Raw genomic sequence first — 14,712 nt, 5'->3', positions numbered from 1 at the left:
GCTGGCAAGCGCTATGACGAAGCCCTCTCTCCCCGATCTGCTCCATGCCGCCGTCACCGCCGTCGGTGGCACCGAGCGGCCCGGCCAGGTAGCCATGGCCGAGGCCGTCGCCGAGGCCGTGGACGACACCTCCCATCTGCTGGTGCAGGCCGGCACCGGCACCGGAAAGTCCCTCGGCTATCTGGTGCCGGCGCTGGCCCACGGCGAGAGAGTGGTGGTCGCCACCGCCACCCTCGCCCTCCAGCGCCAGCTCGTCGAGCGTGATCTGCCGCGGACCGTCGAGGCGCTGCATCCGCTGCTGCGCCGCCGCCCCAGCTTCGCGATGCTCAAGGGCCGCTCCAATTACCTCTGCCTGCACCGCCTCCACGAAGGCGCCCCGCAGGAAGAGGAGGACGGTCTCTTCGACGTCTTCGAGCAGGCGACGCCCACCAGCAAGCTCGGCAAGGACCTGCTCCGGCTGCGCGACTGGGCGGACGAGACCGAGACCGGCGACCGCGACGACCTCACCCCCGGTGTCTCGGACCGCGCCTGGGGCCAGGTCTCGGTCTCCTCCCGGGAGTGCCTGGGCGCCTCCAAGTGCGCGTACGGCGCGGAGTGCTTCGCCGAGGCCGCCCGCGAGCGCGCCAAGCTCGCCGACGTGGTGATCACCAACCACGCCCTGCTGGCGATCGACGCCATCGAGGGCGCCCCGGTCCTGCCGCAGAACGAGGTCCTGATCATCGACGAGGCACATGAGCTGGTCTCCCGGGTGACCGGCGTCGCCACCGGCGAACTCACCCCCGGCCAGGTCAACCGCGCCGTCCGCCGCGCCGCCAAGCTGGTCGACGAGAAGGCCGCCGACCAGCTCCAGACGGCCGCCGAGACCTTCGAGCGGCTGATGGAGCTGGCGCTGCCGGGCCGCCTGGAGGAGATCCCGGAGGAGCTGGGCTACTGCCTGATGGCGCTGCGGGACGCGGCCCGCACGGTCATCTCGGCGCTCGGCGCGACCCGCGACAAGTCCGTCCAGGACGAGGACGCCGTCCGCAAGCAGGCCATCGCCGCGGTGGAGAACGTCCACGCGGTCGCCGAGCGGATCGCCAACGGCTCCGAGTACGACGTCGTCTGGTACGAACGGCACGACCGCTTCGGCGCCTCCCTGCGGGTGGCCCCGCTCTCCGTCTCCGGCCTGCTCCGCGAGAAGCTGTTCGCCGACCGCTCCGTGGTGCTGACCTCCGCCACCCTCAAGCTGGGCGGCGACTTCAACGGCGTCGGCGCCTCTCTCGGCCTGGCCCCCGAGGGCACCCAGGGCGACGACGAGCCGGTGTGGAAGGGGCTGGACGTCGGCTCGCCGTTCGACTACGGCAAGCAGGGCATCCTCTACGTCGCCAAGCACCTCGCCCAGCCCGGCCGCGAGGGCAGCCGTACGGACATGCTCGACGAGCTGGCCGAACTGATCGAGGCCGCCGGCGGGCGGACGCTCGGGCTGTTCTCCTCGATGCGCGGCGCCCAGGCCGCGGCCGAGGCGATGCGGGGCCGGCTGGACATGCCGGTCCTGCTTCAGGGCGAGGAGACCCTCGGCGAGCTGATCCGGAACTTCGCCGCGGACGCGCGGACCTGCCTGTTCGGCACGCTGTCGCTCTGGCAGGGCGTCGACGTGCCCGGCCCCAACTGCCAGCTGGTGGTGATGGACCGGGTGCCCTTCCCGCGCCCGGACGACCCCCTGATGAGCGCCCGGCAGAAGGCGGTGGAGGAGGCCGGCGGCAACGGCTTCATGGCGGTCGCCGCGACCCATGCGGCGCTGCTGATGGCCCAGGGGGCGGGCCGCCTGGTCCGGGCCACCGACGACCGCGGTGTGGTCGCGGTACTGGACCCGCGCGTGGAGCGGGCCCGCTACGGCTCCTTCCTCCGCAAGTCCATGCCGGACTTCTGGTACACCACCGACCGGAATCAGGTCCGCCGCTCCCTCGCGGCCATCGACAAGGCAGCCAAGGAGGCCGGGTAGCCGGCGGTGACCACGACCGTTCAGGAGCAGGCCCGCCGGAGCGGCGCCGGTTCCGGGACAGAGTCGAGCCCCGGAACCGGCGCAGTGGTTCCGGGGCCCGGTCGCGAGCGCGGGGTCAGACCCGGCGCAGCACCGCGACCACCTTGCCGAGGATGGTCGCCTCGTCACCGGGGATGGGCTGATACGCGGAGTTGTGCGGCAGCAGCCACACATGGCCGTCCTCGCGCTTGAAGCGCTTGACGGTCGCCTCGCCGTCGAGCATCGCGGCGACGATGTCGCCGTTCTCGGCGACCGGCTGGCGGCGGACGGTGACCCAGTCGCCGTCGCAGATCGCGGCCTCGATCATGGAGTCGCCGACGACCTTCAGCACGAACAGCTCGCCGTCACCGACCAGCTGGCGGGGGAGCGGGAAGACGTCCTCGACGGATTCCTCGGCGAGGATCGGGCCACCGGCCGCGATCCGGCCGACCAGGGGGACGTAGGACGCGGCGGGCTTGCCGGCGGTCTCCGTCGCCGCGCTCGTGGGCTGGTCGGAGCCGCGGACCTCGTACGCCCGCGGGCGGTGCGGGTCGCGCCGCAGGAAGCCCTTGCGCTCCAGCGCCATCAGCTGATGGGCGACGGAGGAGGTGCTGGACAGCCCGACCGCCTGGCCGATCTCGCGCATCGACGGTGGATAGCCGCGCCGCTGCACCGAATCCCGGATCACCTCGATCACCCGGCGCTGGCGATCGGTGAGCCCGGAGCTGTCGGCGCGAATTCCCGGGGGGCGTCCCGGAAGCGAGCGGGTCGGCTTGTTCTCTTCGGAGCCCGACGTGGCGTCATCCATCGGCCGCTGTGCCCTTTGCGGTTGTTCGAATCGGCTCTGGGAGTGGCTCTGTGCGGTGATGGTCGCGCTGTCTGCGGTGGTGGTCACGTCGGCCCCTCTCGAAATGTTCTCCCTAGTTAGCCAACGGTAGTTGCTTTCGAAAGGTTGCGCCAAACACACGTTCGAGTGAAAAATTCAGCGATTGGCTGACCTGATCACGCAGCGGGGTGTATGGCCCAATGGCAATTCGGGTCCCCGGGGTGCTTTCCGCCGGGTTTCCCTCCGGCCTCCGCGTCGGTTTCCGCCCCGGGTTTCCGGTCGGCGGCCCTTCCGGAAAACCGGTGAACGGCCGTCGCGCCGGCGGGCCGCCGCGACGCCGCCGATTGTGTCATCCCCGCCCCTCCGGCCGGCCCCCCGGGTGCCTTCCCGTACCCTCTTGGACGGCCCGCCGGCCCGCCTCCATCGCGACACGCGGTAGGCACGTATAAGCACCCCGACACCATATCTAGTGCTTAGATGCGTTCGGCCGCCTACAAGTTGTGGTGCCGGGTCCTTCGAGGCCCCGGGGATCGCCTATGCTGGTGGCTGCTCCGAAGGGCCCGTACGGACCGGCCGGAGGTCAGTCGCCGTACGCCGGTTCCTTTGGCGTGCGTCCGTATTCGAGGGTGAGGAGGGTGGAGCCATGCACTGCCCCTTCTGCAGGCACCCGGACAGCCGGGTCGTCGACAGTCGCACCACGGATGACGGGACGGCGATCCGCCGGCGCCGCCAGTGCCCCGACTGCTCCCGCCGTTTCACGACGATCGAAACGGCGTCACTGATGGTGATCAAGCGGAGCGGGGTCACCGAGCCCTTCAGCCGCAACAAGGTCATCGCGGGGGTGCGCAAGGCGTGCCAGGGGCGGCCGGTCACCGAGGACGCGCTCGCCAAGCTCGGCCAGCGGGTCGAGGAGGCGGTGCGCGCCACCGGCAGCGCCGAGCTGACCACCCATGACGTCGGGCTGGCCATACTGGGTCCGCTGCAGGAACTCGACCTCGTCGCGTACCTGCGCTTCGCGTCCGTCTACCGGGCGTTCGACTCACTAGAGGACTTCGAGGCGGCCATCGCCGAGCTGCGGGAGCAGCGCGAGCAGGGACCGCCCGTGCAGGACCGCGGGACGGACGAGGAGGCCGGCGACCCGGCCGTTCCCGTGCCCGCCACCGCCGCCGACTGAGCTCGGCGCGCATCCAGACCTGGGCCGGGGCGAGAGCAGGGCGTCCCGGTCGCAGAAAGACATACACCGTGCCACGGAATGAGTGTGCACATATGGGCGTTTGCCTATACAGGGAGGCGGAATGACAGAGACGACGAGCGGCCCGGCACGAGGCTCCCGCGCCAAGGGCAGCAAGGTGAGCAAGGGTCTGCGTATCGAGCGCATCCACACCACCCCCGGCGTGCATCCGTACGACGAGGTCGAGTGGGCGCGCCGTGACGTCGTCATGACCAACTGGCGCGACGGCTCGGTCAACTTCGAGCAGCGTGGCGTCGAGTTCCCCGAGTTCTGGTCGGTGAACGCGGTCAACATCGTCACGAGCAAGTACTTCCGCGGTGCGGTGGGCTCCCCGAACCGGGAGTCGAGCCTGAAGCAGCTCATCGACCGGGTCGTCAAGACGTACCGGAAGAGCGGCGAGGAGAACGGTTACTTCGCCTCCCCGGCCGACGCCGAGATCTTCGAGCACGAGCTGGCCCACGCCCTGCTCCACCAGATCTTCAGCTTCAACTCCCCGGTGTGGTTCAACGTCGGCACCCAGCAGCCGCAGCAGGTCAGCGCCTGCTTCATCCTCTCCGTGGACGACTCCATGGAGTCGATCCTGGACTGGTACAAGGAAGAGGGGATGATCTTCAAGGGCGGCTCCGGCGCCGGCCTGAACCTCTCCCGTATCCGCTCCTCCAAGGAGCTGCTCTCCTCCGGCGGCAACGCCTCCGGCCCGGTCTCCTTCATGCGTGGCGCCGACGCCTCCGCCGGAACGATCAAGTCCGGTGGCGCCACCCGCCGCGCGGCCAAGATGGTCGTCCTCGACGTCGACCACCCCGACGTCGAGGCGTTCATCGAGACCAAGGTCAAGGAAGAGGAGAAGATCCGCGCGCTGCGCGACGCGGGCTTCGACATGGACCTGGGCGGCGACGACATCACGTCCGTCCAGTACCAGAACGCCAACAACTCGGTCCGCGTGAACGACGAGTTCATGAAGGCCGTCGAGTCCGGCGCCAAGTTCGGGCTGCGCGGCCGGATGACCGGCGAGGTCATCGAGGAGGTCGACGCCAAGGGCCTGTTCCGCAAGATGGCCGAGGCCGCCTGGGCCTGCGCCGACCCCGGCATCCAGTACGACGACACCATCAACCACTGGCACACCTCGCCGGAGACGGGCCGGATCACCGCGTCCAACCCGTGCAGCGAGTACATGCACCTGGACAACTCCTCGTGCAACCTCGCCTCGCTCAACCTCCTGAAGTTCCTCCGCGACGACGACCAGGGCAACCAGTCCTTCGACGCCGCGCGCTTCGCCAAGGTCGTCGAGTTGGTCATCACGGCGATGGACATCTCGATCTGCTTCGCGGACTTCCCCACCGAGAAGATCGGCGAGACCACCCGCGCCTTCCGCCAGCTGGGCATCGGCTACGCCAACCTCGGCGCCCTGCTGATGGCCACCGGCCACGCCTACGACTCCGACGGCGGTCGCGCGCTGGCGGGTGCCATCACCTCCCTGATGACCGGCACCTCCTACAAGCGCTCCGCCGAACTGGCCGCGGTCGTCGGCCCGTACGACGGCTACGCCCGGAACGCCGACGCCCACAAGCGCGTCATGAAGCAGCACTCCGACGCCAACGGCAGCGCGGTGCGGATGGACGACCTGGACACCCCGGTCTGGGCCGCGGCCACCGAAGCCTGGCAGGACGTGCTCCGCTTCGGCGAGAAGAACGGCTTCCGCAACGCCCAGGCGTCCGTGCTGGCCCCGACCGGCACCATCGGCCTGATGATGGACTGCGACACCACGGGCGTCGAGCCGGACCTGGCCCTGGTCAAGTTCAAGAAGCTGGTCGGCGGCGGCTCCATGCAGATCGTGAACAACACGGTCCCCAAGGCGCTCAAGCGGCTCGGCTACCAGCCCGAGCAGGTCGAGGCGATCGTCGCCCACATCGCCGAGCACGGCAACGTCGTCGACGCCCCCGGCCTCAAGCCGGAGCACTACGAGGTCTTCGACTGCGCCATGGGCGAGCGCTCCATCTCCCCGATGGGCCATGTCCGCATGATGGCCGCGGCCCAGCCGTTCCTCTCCGGCGCGATCTCCAAGACGGTCAACGTCCCGGAGACCGCCACCGTCGAGGAGATCGAGGACGTCTACTTCCAGGGCTGGAAGCTCGGCCTGAAGGCGCTCGCGATCTACCGCGACAACTGCAAGGTCGGCCAGCCCCTCTCCGCCAAGAAGAAGGAAGAGGAGAAGAAGGCCGAGCCCGCCGCGCAGACCGCGGAGAAGAAGGTCGTCGAGTACCGCCCGGTCCGCAAGCGCCTCCCCAAGGGCCGCCCGGGGATCACCACCTCCTTCACCGTCGGCGGCGCCGAGGGCTACATGACCGCCAACTCCTACCCGGACGACGGTCTCGGCGAGGTCTTCCTGAAGATGTCCAAGCAGGGCTCGACCCTCGCGGGCATGATGGACGCCTTCTCCATCGCGGTGTCGGTCGGCCTCCAGTACGGCGTGCCGCTGGAGACGTACGTCTCGAAGTTCGTCAACATGCGCTTCGAGCCGGCCGGTATGACCGACGACCCGGACGTGCGGATGGCGCAGTCGATCGTCGACTACATCTTCCGCCGCCTGGCGCTGGACTTCCTGCCGTTCGAGACCCGCTCGGCACTGGGCATCCACTCCGTCGAGGAGCGCCAGCGCCACCTGGAGACCGGTTCGTACGAGCCGGCCGAGGACGAGGTCGACGTCGAGGGGCTGGCCCAGTCCGCCCCGCGCCAGACGGAGGCCACCCCGACGGTGAAGATCGTCGAGGAGCCCGCCGCGCCGGCCCCGAAGCAGGCGCACACCAACGCCGAACTGGTCGAGATGCAGCTGGGCATCAACGCCGACGCGCCGCTCTGCTTCTCCTGCGGCACGAAGATGCAGCGGGCCGGCAGCTGCTACCTCTGCGAGGGCTGCGGCTCCACGAGCGGCTGCAGCTGACGGCGCACGCTCCCCGGCGCGTACGCAGGTACGTAGCCGGGGGGCATGAGCCGGCGTGAAGAGCCGGCCAGGGCGGTGGAACCGGACATCCGGTCTCCACCGCCCTGGTTTTTTGCCGGGCCGGCCGGGTGGGAGCCCGGGAGCGCCCCGGCCGGGCTGTCGTGGACCTGATGCCTGCCTGCGGCCGGATGCGGTGTGCACCGGTTGCTCCCGGCCCTGAACCGCCTGACCGGAAATCCCCGTCGGCGGGAACCCCCGGCGGCGGGAGCCAGGCGGCCGGTTGGGGCTTCTCCCGGTTAACGGCCGGGTTTCCCCGCCGAGAGGAATTCCTCGACGGTCCGGGTGAAGTGGTGGGGATCGTCGAGCCATGGGTAGTGGCCGGCGTCCCGTTGGACGGCCAGTTCGGCGCCGGGGAGCAGTTCGGCGATGTCGGCGGCGACGCGGGGGAGCGGGCCGCCGTCCTTCCCACCCGCGAGGACCAGGACCCGTGCCTCCCCGGCGGCGAGGGCGGCACGTGCCGCGGCCGGGTCGAACGCGCCGCGGGAGGCATAGATCTCCGCGGCCGGTTCGTTGGTCTGCGCCACTTCGCCGGCGGCGTGGGCCGCGGCGACCGCATCCCAACGGCCGTAGAAGAACGGGGCGATGGCGTCCCATTCCGCGTCCGTCGCGGAACCGGCCCACACGGCTTCGTAGGCGGCGTGCGCCTCCGGGAACCACGGCTCGGCCGACCGCAGCGAGGCCGCCTCCCGGCGGTGCTCCTCGGTGAAATCGACGCCCACGGCCCGCGCACGGGCCGTGACCAGCGTGAGCGAGCGGACGCGCCGCGGGTACCGGGCCGCGTAGAGCAGCGCGAGATCACCGCCCGCGGAGTGGGCGAGAAGATCGACGCGGTCCGTTCCCAGGTGGGCGCGGAGCGACTCGACATCGTCGACCTGTCGGTCGCAGCGGTACGTCGCCGGGTCGGCGGGGACGGCCGAGCCGCCGGTGCCGCGCAGATCGAGCATGATCAGCCGGCGGTGCCGCGAGAGCCCGCCGAGATCGCCGAGATAGGCGGCGGCGCGCATGGGCCCACCGGGAATACAGAGCAGCGGTTCCCCGCCTTCTCCTTGTTCCTGGTAGGCGAGTTGGGTCCCGTCGGGCGCGCTGAAGGTGGGCATGGCGCCATCTTTGTGAAGGCCTGACGATCACGGCAAGGGATTACCTGCCGGAGGGGTGTTCCTGGTCCGGATTGCGCTGTTGCGTCCTGAGGGCGTGCCCCGGGCATTTCCGGCCCCCGAATTCCCGGCGCCCGGGTCAGGCGCCCGTGGACTTCCCTGCGTGTCTGCCGAATCCCCTGCGCGTTCGCGAACTCCCTGCCCGTGGAACTTCCTGCCCATGGACCCGTTGTCCGTGGATTTCTGCCGTGCCGGACTTCCCCCTGCGGGCTTTCTCTCCGTGATCTTCCGTCCGTGATGCGGCTGACGAGGTGCGGTGGCCGATGTGGCGGGCAGGGGTGAGTCGGACGAGCCGCCGTGCCGTCTTGGACTCCCCACCACTTGCGTCGGAGCAGGCCGCCGGCGACGGCTGTCAGGCCGCGCGGGAGTGCGATTCCGGGAGCCGGTCCGCCGCACCAGGGGAGTGGTGAGTGGCCGACCGGCCGCGCGCATGGAGCAGCGCACCGGCGAGCTGGAGGGCGGCGATGGCCAGCAGCAGTGCGGGCGGTGGCAGCGGTGCGGCCAGTCCGGCGAGGGCCGCCCCGCAGGCCGCTGCCGTGATCTTCAGGCCCGCCCCCAGGGTGAAGACCTGGGCCCGTACGCGCGCCGGGGCGTGATCCGCCCGGATCCGCAGCGTCGCGGTCAGGAGCGGACCGTCGAACAGCCCCGCGATGGCGAACAGCGCCACGATGACAGGCGGCGCCGGGATCAGGGCCGCGGCGCCCAGTGCCAGCCCGGTGCCCAACAGGGCGACGGTGGCCTGCTGTTGGACCGGAATGCGCGGCTCCCGGCGGGCCAGGGCCAGGGATCCGGCGAGCGCCCCGACGGCGAACGCGGTCATCAGGGCGCCACCGCTCCCCGGGCTGCCCCGATAGGTGGCGAGCAGCACCGCGGCGGTGGTCAGCCCGCCGATCCCGACGAATGCCAGGCAGGTCGCCGAGGTGATCGCCCGCAGCTCGGGGATGTGCCGTACGGCCGCGAGGCTCGCCGCCAGATCGGACCGCAGCGTGGTCGGCGCGGCGGGCGGGACCGGCGCCGGGGGCGCTTCCGCGGGACACGCGCCGGGAAGCGCGCGCGGGTGGGGGAGCGCGGTGGCCAGTACCGCGGCAGTGGCTGCCGCTCCTGCCAGCAGCCACATCCCGGGTCCCGGCGCGGTCAGCCCGGCGATGACGCTGACGACCGCGGGCCCGGCCACCGATGCGGCGTTGTAGACCGCCGCATCCCGTGCGTAGGCGCGGTCGCGCGAGGCGCCCGCCGGGACCAGGCTGGCGATCAGCCCCGACAGCCCGCCGGAGACCACCGGGCCGCAGCAGCCGCCGACGAGGGCTGTGGCCAGGGTGACGGGGACGGGAGCGCGGCCCATGAGCAGTGCCAGTGCGGCGATGGCCGCGGCGAAACCGCCCAGCGCGCCGGCGTAGAAGAACCGGGGCCTTTGCATCCGGGCGGCGACGGCGCCCACCAGGGGGGCGGCGAGGACGTGCGGTGCCATCCAGGCGGTGAGGGTGTACGCCCCCTGAGTCGCGCTTCCGGTACGGGCGAGCGCCAGCAGCACCACGGCCACGCCGGCGCCCTCCTCGGCGAGCCGCGCGAAGAAGGCGGTGGCCGGATAGAGCCGTAATCCGGTGGGGAGTTGGGGTGTGCGCACGGCGATTCCTCCACGGGCGGCGGGAAACGGGCGACGGGCGATGGACAGGTGTAACGTGCTAAACGAATAAGACGTTACACCTGGCCGGCCCACGTCGCCGGCGCGAAGATCATCCGAGCGCTCGCCCGGGACTCGGCAGCAGGGAGATGGGGGACATGACCGGTATCGGTGGCGCGGCACAGCACGGCTTCCGGCCCATGGACCGGCTGATCGACCTGGCGAACGCGGTGCGTTCCGCCCCCGGCCTGCCGCGTACGGCCCTCGCCGAACTCCTCGCGCGCCATGGGGAGGGCCCGGACGACCTCACCGACGAGGCGTTCTCGCAGCACGACGCCGATGACCTGCGCGGCGCCGCGGCCCGTATCGCGCACCTCCTCGCGGAGACCGACATCGACCGGGCCGCGCTCGCCATCAACGCGCTGCTGGCCGAGTGCGGCGCCCGTCCACATCTCTCCCGGCACGGCGGCCACCCCTGGCACCTCCACGTGGACCGGGGCGATGACGCGAGCTGGGCCGGCTGGTTCCTGGCCTCAAGTGCCCTGGCGCTGGCCCAGGTTCTGACCGAATACGGCCGCATCCCCTGGGGCGAATGTGCCGCGTCCGGCTGCCGAACCCTCTATTCGGGCACCGGCCCCGGAAGCGCCCGCCGCTACTGCTCGGCCACCTGCGCCTCCCGGGAACGGGTCGCGGCGCACCGCCGCCGCAAGCGGCAGGAGGCTGCGGGGAGAGAAACGTGAGAGCGGGAGCGCCCGAAGGAGAGGCAGGGGAAGCGGCCGGCCGCCGGCTCCCCTCCGTACGGGCGCGTGCCGTTGCCGACGGCGTCCTTCAGCCGGTCATCAGCCGCCCATGAGCCCGGCGAACGTGTCCGGGTCGGCGTCGAATCCGCGTATGACGGGGTGGAACCGCCATTCGCCCGCCGCGTCCCGGGAGAATTCGGCGACCGCCGCCGCGGTGGCCTCCGCGACTTCGGCGAGGTCGTTCTCGGCCAGCTGGTGGTATCCCTCGCGCACCACGACAACGGTGTTCTCCACCTCGCCGAAGACCTTCCGGCCGTCGGTCTGCTGTATGAGAACGCCCACCACGACGCGGGAGTAGCTTTCGGACAGCCGGTTCAGTTCCAGCGTCATGACCTCGTCGGCGCCGAATCCCTGGCCGGTCCGGCTGTCGCGATTGAGGGTGATGGTTCCGTCGGGCGACCGGCTGTCGAAGTGCACCAGATATGCCGGCTCGCCGTGTGGTGCGTCCGCCGGGTACGTCGCCGCGATGATGTCGAGGTCGTTGTCCGGCTCACCGATGGGGCTGGGGTCCCACCCGAGCGCTACCTCGACCTTGTCGATGCCTTTGTTGAGCGTGCTCACCGGGCTCCCCTTCCGTCAGCTCCCGTGGCGCGGCTCGCCCGCGTGCATGCGGGCAACTCCCCAGGATTTCCCCTTGTTTGCCATGGTGCCACGCAGGGGCGTCCGGCGGACGAGGTGAACTCCGCCTGTGGATAACCCGTGACGAACGGTGCCGCCGCCCGGCAACCGCGGACCGGCCGAGGGGAGGAGCGCGGGGGCAGGGCGCGCCGCTCCCCATTGATCCGCGCCCGTAAGGCAGTTCGGGGAGGTCGCCGTGTGACGCGCAGCTATTCGGCGTGCCCGCGGGCCGTACGATGGCGCGGTGCTGGTCAAGTGGATTCGCCTCACCGTTGTGGACCGTCGAGGGTTCGAGCGGGGGCAGCGGAAATGGGCGGGGCTGCTGGGGGAGCCAGGGTTCCGAGGACAGGCCGGAGGGTGGAGCCGGGGGCGTCCGGGCGTGGCGCATCTCGTCGCCTTCTGGGAGAGCCGGGCGTTCTACGACTCCTTCATGGCGCGCTCCCACGACCGGCTGGCCGCCTCCCAGGTCGGCACCTACAAGGACAGCCAAGTCCGGCTTTTCGAGCATGAATTCGACGTAAAGGTCGGATTCCGGCCGGCGTTCGGCGACGCGGACGTGCTGCGGCTGGCGCACTGTCAGGTGCGCCAGGAGCGGGTGGACCACTTCGTCCTCATGCAGGAGAAGGTCTGGAACCCGGCGATGGCCGGTTCGCCGGGCATGCTGCGGGGGATGGTCGGCCGGGCCCCCGGCGAGGAATTCCTGGTCCTGTCCATGTGGCAGTCCGCGGCCGAGCGCGGGAAGTACCGGCCGGAGCGGGTGGAACGGCTGGCGCTGCGGGCCCAGATAGCCGCGGACGTACGCGCGATCGCGGGCGATGTGGTGCAGCTCGAACCGTCCTGGACGGTGTGAACGCATCGCCGGCCGTCGCGCCGCGGCGGTGAACGGCGCGGCCGGTGCGGTCAGGTGGCGGTGCCGGGGGAGCCGTCGCCCGAGGCCGCCGCGGCCGGCCGTTCCGTGGTGAAGACGCCCGCGCGGGCGGCGGCCAGGGTTGCCGCCGCGGCCTGGTCGGCGAGTGCCGTGTCGACCGGCTCCCGGCTGACGAACAGCCGGAAGAACAGCGGCGCGGAGACCGATCGGACCAGCGCCCCGGCGTCGATGGCGGCCCCCTCGGGGGAGCCGGGGAGGGGCTCCGGTCCGGTCAGTTCCCCGCGGTGGACGGCGCGCTCCACGATGGTCTCGCAGCGCGCGAACCGCTCGGTGTAGTAGGCGCGCAGCGCCGCGGCGGCCCGTTCCGACTGGAAGGCGGCTGCGATGAACGCGGACCCCGACGCGGCCACCGCCGGGTCGGCGAACGAGGTGACGACCTCGTGCGCGAGCGCCCGCAGGTCGCCCTCGAAGGAGCCGGTGTCGGGCGGGGTCCAGGTGTCCTCGCCCGCCAGGTCCAGGGCGTCGGCCACCAGTCCCTCGACGTCGCCCCAGCGGCGGTAGAGCGTCGTCTTGTGCACGCCGGAGTGCTCGGCGACGTATTCGACGGTCAGTCCGGGATAGCCGTGCTCGGTGAGGCCGGTCAGGACGGCGTCGCGGACGGCGGCCCGGGTGCGGGCGGTGCGCCCGCCGGGGCGCCGGGTGCCAGGGGTGGGCGCGGTCGCGGGTGTGCCGCCGCCGGATGCCGCTCCGGCCTGCTTCTTCTCGTCCTCGCCAGACAACTGCAACTCCTGTTGCGTTAGTGGGTCTCCCGTGTCATCATCAGCGTAACGCAACACTAGTTGCATTTGTTGGCTCCGGGGGTGCTCGGAGTGCTGCGGCATTGCCTGGAGGTTCGCTTGCCCACCCAGATCTCGTTGCACGACGTCACCAAGTCCTATGCCGACCGACTGCTGCTCGACGGTGTCTCCCTGTCGATACGCCCCGGTGACCGCGTCGGGATCGTGGGGGAGAACGGGGCCGGCAAGTCCACGCTGCTCCGCATCATCGCGGGCATCGAGCAGCCCGACGAAGGCCGCACCGTGCTCAGCGCCGACGGTGGTGTCGGCTACCTCGGACAGACCCCCGACCTCCCCCCGGACCACACCGTCCGGGATGCGATCGACGCGGCCCTGGCCGACCTCAGAGCCGTCGAACGCCGGCTGCGCGCCCTGGAGTCCGACCTGGGCGGCGCCGGGACCAGCAGGCTCGACGAGTACGGAGACCTGCTCACCCTCTTCGAGCTGCGCGGCGGCTACGAAGCCGACGCCCGCGTCGCCAGGGCCCTGCACGGCCTGGGCCTGGAGGCGCTGGGTCACGACCGGCGGCTCGGCAGCCTCTCCGGGGGCGAGCAGGCCCGGCTGGGTCTCGCCTGCCTCATCGCCGCATCACCGGAGGTCATGCTCCTCGACGAACCGACCAACCACCTCGACGCGACCGCCCTCGACTGGCTGGAAGACGCCCTGCTCGCCCACCGCGGCACGGTCCTGGCCGTCTCCCACGACCGGCTCTTCCTCCAACGCATCGCCACCACGATCGTCGAGGTCGACGCCGACCGCCGCGACCTCGCCCGCTACGGCGAGGGCTACGGCACCTTCATCGCCACCAAAGCCGCCGCCCGCCGCCGCTGGGAACAGGACCACGCCCGGTGGCGCGACGAGATCGACCAACTCACCGCGTACGCGGCGGGCACGGCACACGGCGTCGCCCGGGGACGGCTCATGAAGGACAACAACAAAATGGCCTACGACCGGGACAGGGGCCGCGTCCAGGCATCCGTCTCCAGCAGGGTGCGCAACGCCCAGGAGCGATTGCGCCGGCTCCGCGAGGAGCCGGTCCCCAGCCCTCCCGAGCCGCTCCGCTTCCGCGCGGCGCCCGGCGTCGGCGAGGCCGAGGGCACCCTCGTCCGGCTCGACGGGGTACGGGTCGGTGACCGGCTCGCGGTCGACTCGCTCACCGTGGGCGCCGGCGAGCGTCTGCTGGTCCACGGCGCCAACGGCGCGGGCAAGTCCACACTGCTGCGCGTCCTGGCGGGCGTCACCGAACCGGAGCGCGGCACGGTCGTCCGTCGAGGACGCATCGGGTTTCTTGCCCAGGAGATACCGGTCTCCCGCCCCGCCGAGCCGCTGCTGACCAACTTCAGCCAGGGCCTGGCCGGCGACGCCGAAGAACGGGCCGCTCTCCTGCTGTCCTACGGCCTGTTCCGGGAGCGTGATCTGCAGGTGTCGGTAGGGGCACTCTCCGCCGGCCAGCGCCGCCGTCTCGCCCTGGCCCGCCTGCTCGCCCGTCCGGCGGATCTGCTGCTGCTCGACGAGCCGACCAACCATCTGGCCCTCGCCCTTGTCGAGGAACTGGAGGAAGCCCTGGCGCAATGGCCCGGCGCCCTGGTCGTCGTCTCCCACGACCGCCTGCTGCGCCGTCGCTTCGCGGGCCGCCCGTACGAGATACGCGACGGCCGCCCGGTCCTCGTCCCCTGCTGACCGGCCCGCACCGAATCCACCGGCGAGGGGCTGCGCACAACGGTGGACGTAGCAGCACCCCGGGGCAGCGGCACCCGCGGA

The 14,712-nt window shown here is 71.5% G+C and carries 11 protein-coding genes; 6 read left to right on the top strand and 5 right to left on the bottom strand.

Features of this window, described 5'->3' with window-relative positions; translation table 11 throughout:
- Positions 1 to 13: 13 nt before the first annotated feature.
- Complete coding sequence (locus GR130_RS30710; protein WP_159507714.1) at positions 14 to 1,981, top strand: ATP-dependent DNA helicase; 1,968 nt, start codon at positions 14 to 16, stop codon at positions 1,979 to 1,981.
- A gap of 115 nt (positions 1,982 to 2,096) precedes the next feature.
- Here the strand turns inward: GR130_RS30710 and lexA are convergent, their stop codons facing one another.
- Positions 2,097 to 2,894 carry a transcriptional repressor LexA gene (gene lexA / locus GR130_RS30705; RefSeq protein ID WP_043266465.1) on the bottom strand — a complete coding sequence of 266 codons (798 nt, stop codon included), beginning with the start codon at positions 2,892 to 2,894 and terminating at the stop codon, positions 2,097 to 2,099.
- Between the two features lie 574 nt (positions 2,895 to 3,468).
- On the opposite strand from lexA, the gene nrdR reads away from it, so the two are divergent.
- Positions 3,469 to 3,999 carry a transcriptional regulator NrdR gene (nrdR, locus tag GR130_RS30700; protein ID WP_159507713.1) on the top strand — a complete coding sequence of 177 codons (531 nt, stop codon included), beginning with the start codon at positions 3,469 to 3,471 and terminating at the stop codon, positions 3,997 to 3,999.
- 121 nt (positions 4,000 to 4,120) lie between these two features.
- Positions 4,121 to 6,994 carry a vitamin B12-dependent ribonucleotide reductase gene (locus tag GR130_RS30695; RefSeq protein WP_159507712.1) on the top strand — a complete coding sequence of 958 codons (2,874 nt, stop codon included), beginning with the start codon at positions 4,121 to 4,123 and terminating at the stop codon, positions 6,992 to 6,994.
- Positions 6,995 to 7,290: 296 nt separating this feature from the next.
- On the opposite strand, the gene GR130_RS30690 is transcribed toward GR130_RS30695, so the two are convergent.
- Together GR130_RS30690 and GR130_RS30685 are read right to left on the bottom strand one after the other, a co-directional pair.
- A complete protein-coding gene (locus tag GR130_RS30690) occupies positions 7,291 to 8,151 on the bottom strand; it encodes an alpha/beta fold hydrolase (protein ID WP_159507711.1) in 861 nt (286 codons plus the stop codon).
- Positions 8,152 to 8,560: 409 nt separating this feature from the next.
- On the bottom strand, positions 8,561 to 9,832 hold the full coding sequence (locus tag GR130_RS30685) for an MFS transporter (RefSeq protein ID WP_159507710.1): 1,272 nt from the start codon (positions 9,830 to 9,832) through the stop codon (positions 8,561 to 8,563).
- A gap of 146 nt (positions 9,833 to 9,978) precedes the next feature.
- On the opposite strand from GR130_RS30685, the gene GR130_RS30680 reads away from it, so the two are divergent.
- Positions 9,979 to 10,569, top strand: coding sequence for a CGNR zinc finger domain-containing protein (locus tag GR130_RS30680; protein WP_201305051.1), 591 nt, complete (start codon positions 9,979 to 9,981; stop codon positions 10,567 to 10,569).
- A 99-nt stretch (positions 10,570 to 10,668) separates the two neighbouring features.
- Here GR130_RS30680 and GR130_RS30675 read toward each other — a convergent pair whose 3' ends face one another.
- On the bottom strand, positions 10,669 to 11,190 hold the full coding sequence (locus GR130_RS30675) for a TerD family protein (RefSeq protein ID WP_159507708.1): 522 nt from the start codon (positions 11,188 to 11,190) through the stop codon (positions 10,669 to 10,671).
- A 301-nt stretch (positions 11,191 to 11,491) separates the two neighbouring features.
- Here GR130_RS30675 and GR130_RS30670 point away from each other — a divergent pair, with 301 nt between their 5' ends.
- Complete coding sequence (locus GR130_RS30670) at positions 11,492 to 12,097, top strand: YdbC family protein (protein WP_159507707.1); 606 nt, start codon at positions 11,492 to 11,494, stop codon at positions 12,095 to 12,097.
- Positions 12,098 to 12,147: 50 nt separating this feature from the next.
- Here GR130_RS30670 and GR130_RS30665 read toward each other — a convergent pair whose 3' ends face one another.
- Positions 12,148 to 12,894, bottom strand: a complete 747-nt coding sequence (locus GR130_RS30665; protein WP_236573686.1) for a TetR/AcrR family transcriptional regulator — start codon at positions 12,892 to 12,894, stop codon at positions 12,148 to 12,150.
- A 117-nt stretch (positions 12,895 to 13,011) separates the two neighbouring features.
- Between GR130_RS30665 and abc-f the strand changes: the two genes are divergently transcribed.
- Positions 13,012 to 14,631: a ribosomal protection-like ABC-F family protein gene (gene abc-f, locus GR130_RS30660; protein WP_159507705.1), complete on the top strand. Its 1,620-nt coding sequence runs from the start codon at positions 13,012 to 13,014 to the stop codon at positions 14,629 to 14,631.
- The last annotated feature ends 81 nt before the right edge of the window (positions 14,632 to 14,712 follow it).

Origin of the sequence: Streptomyces sp. GS7, from assembly GCF_009834125.1 — a bacterium.
Taxonomy (GTDB): Bacteria; Actinomycetota; Actinomycetes; order Streptomycetales; family Streptomycetaceae; genus Streptomyces.
The sequence above is the reverse complement of the archived record's forward strand: the minus strand, read 5'-3'. Positions and strand labels throughout refer to the sequence as shown.

What these genes read in the sequence shown, in the direction of transcription:
- GR130_RS30680 (WP_201305051.1), top strand. Translation starts at nt 9,979, where the DNA reads ATGGGGGACATGACCGGTATCGGTGGCGCGGCACAGCACGGCTTCCGG.
- GR130_RS30690 (WP_159507711.1), bottom strand. Translation starts at nt 8,151, where the DNA reads ATGCCCACCTTCAGCGCGCCCGACGGGACCCAACTCGCCTACCAGGAA.
- nrdR (WP_159507713.1), top strand. Translation starts at nt 3,469, where the DNA reads ATGCACTGCCCCTTCTGCAGGCACCCGGACAGCCGGGTCGTCGACAGT.
- GR130_RS30710 (WP_159507714.1), top strand. Translation starts at nt 14, where the DNA reads ATGACGAAGCCCTCTCTCCCCGATCTGCTCCATGCCGCCGTCACCGCC.
- GR130_RS30695 (WP_159507712.1), top strand. Translation starts at nt 4,121, where the DNA reads ATGACAGAGACGACGAGCGGCCCGGCACGAGGCTCCCGCGCCAAGGGC.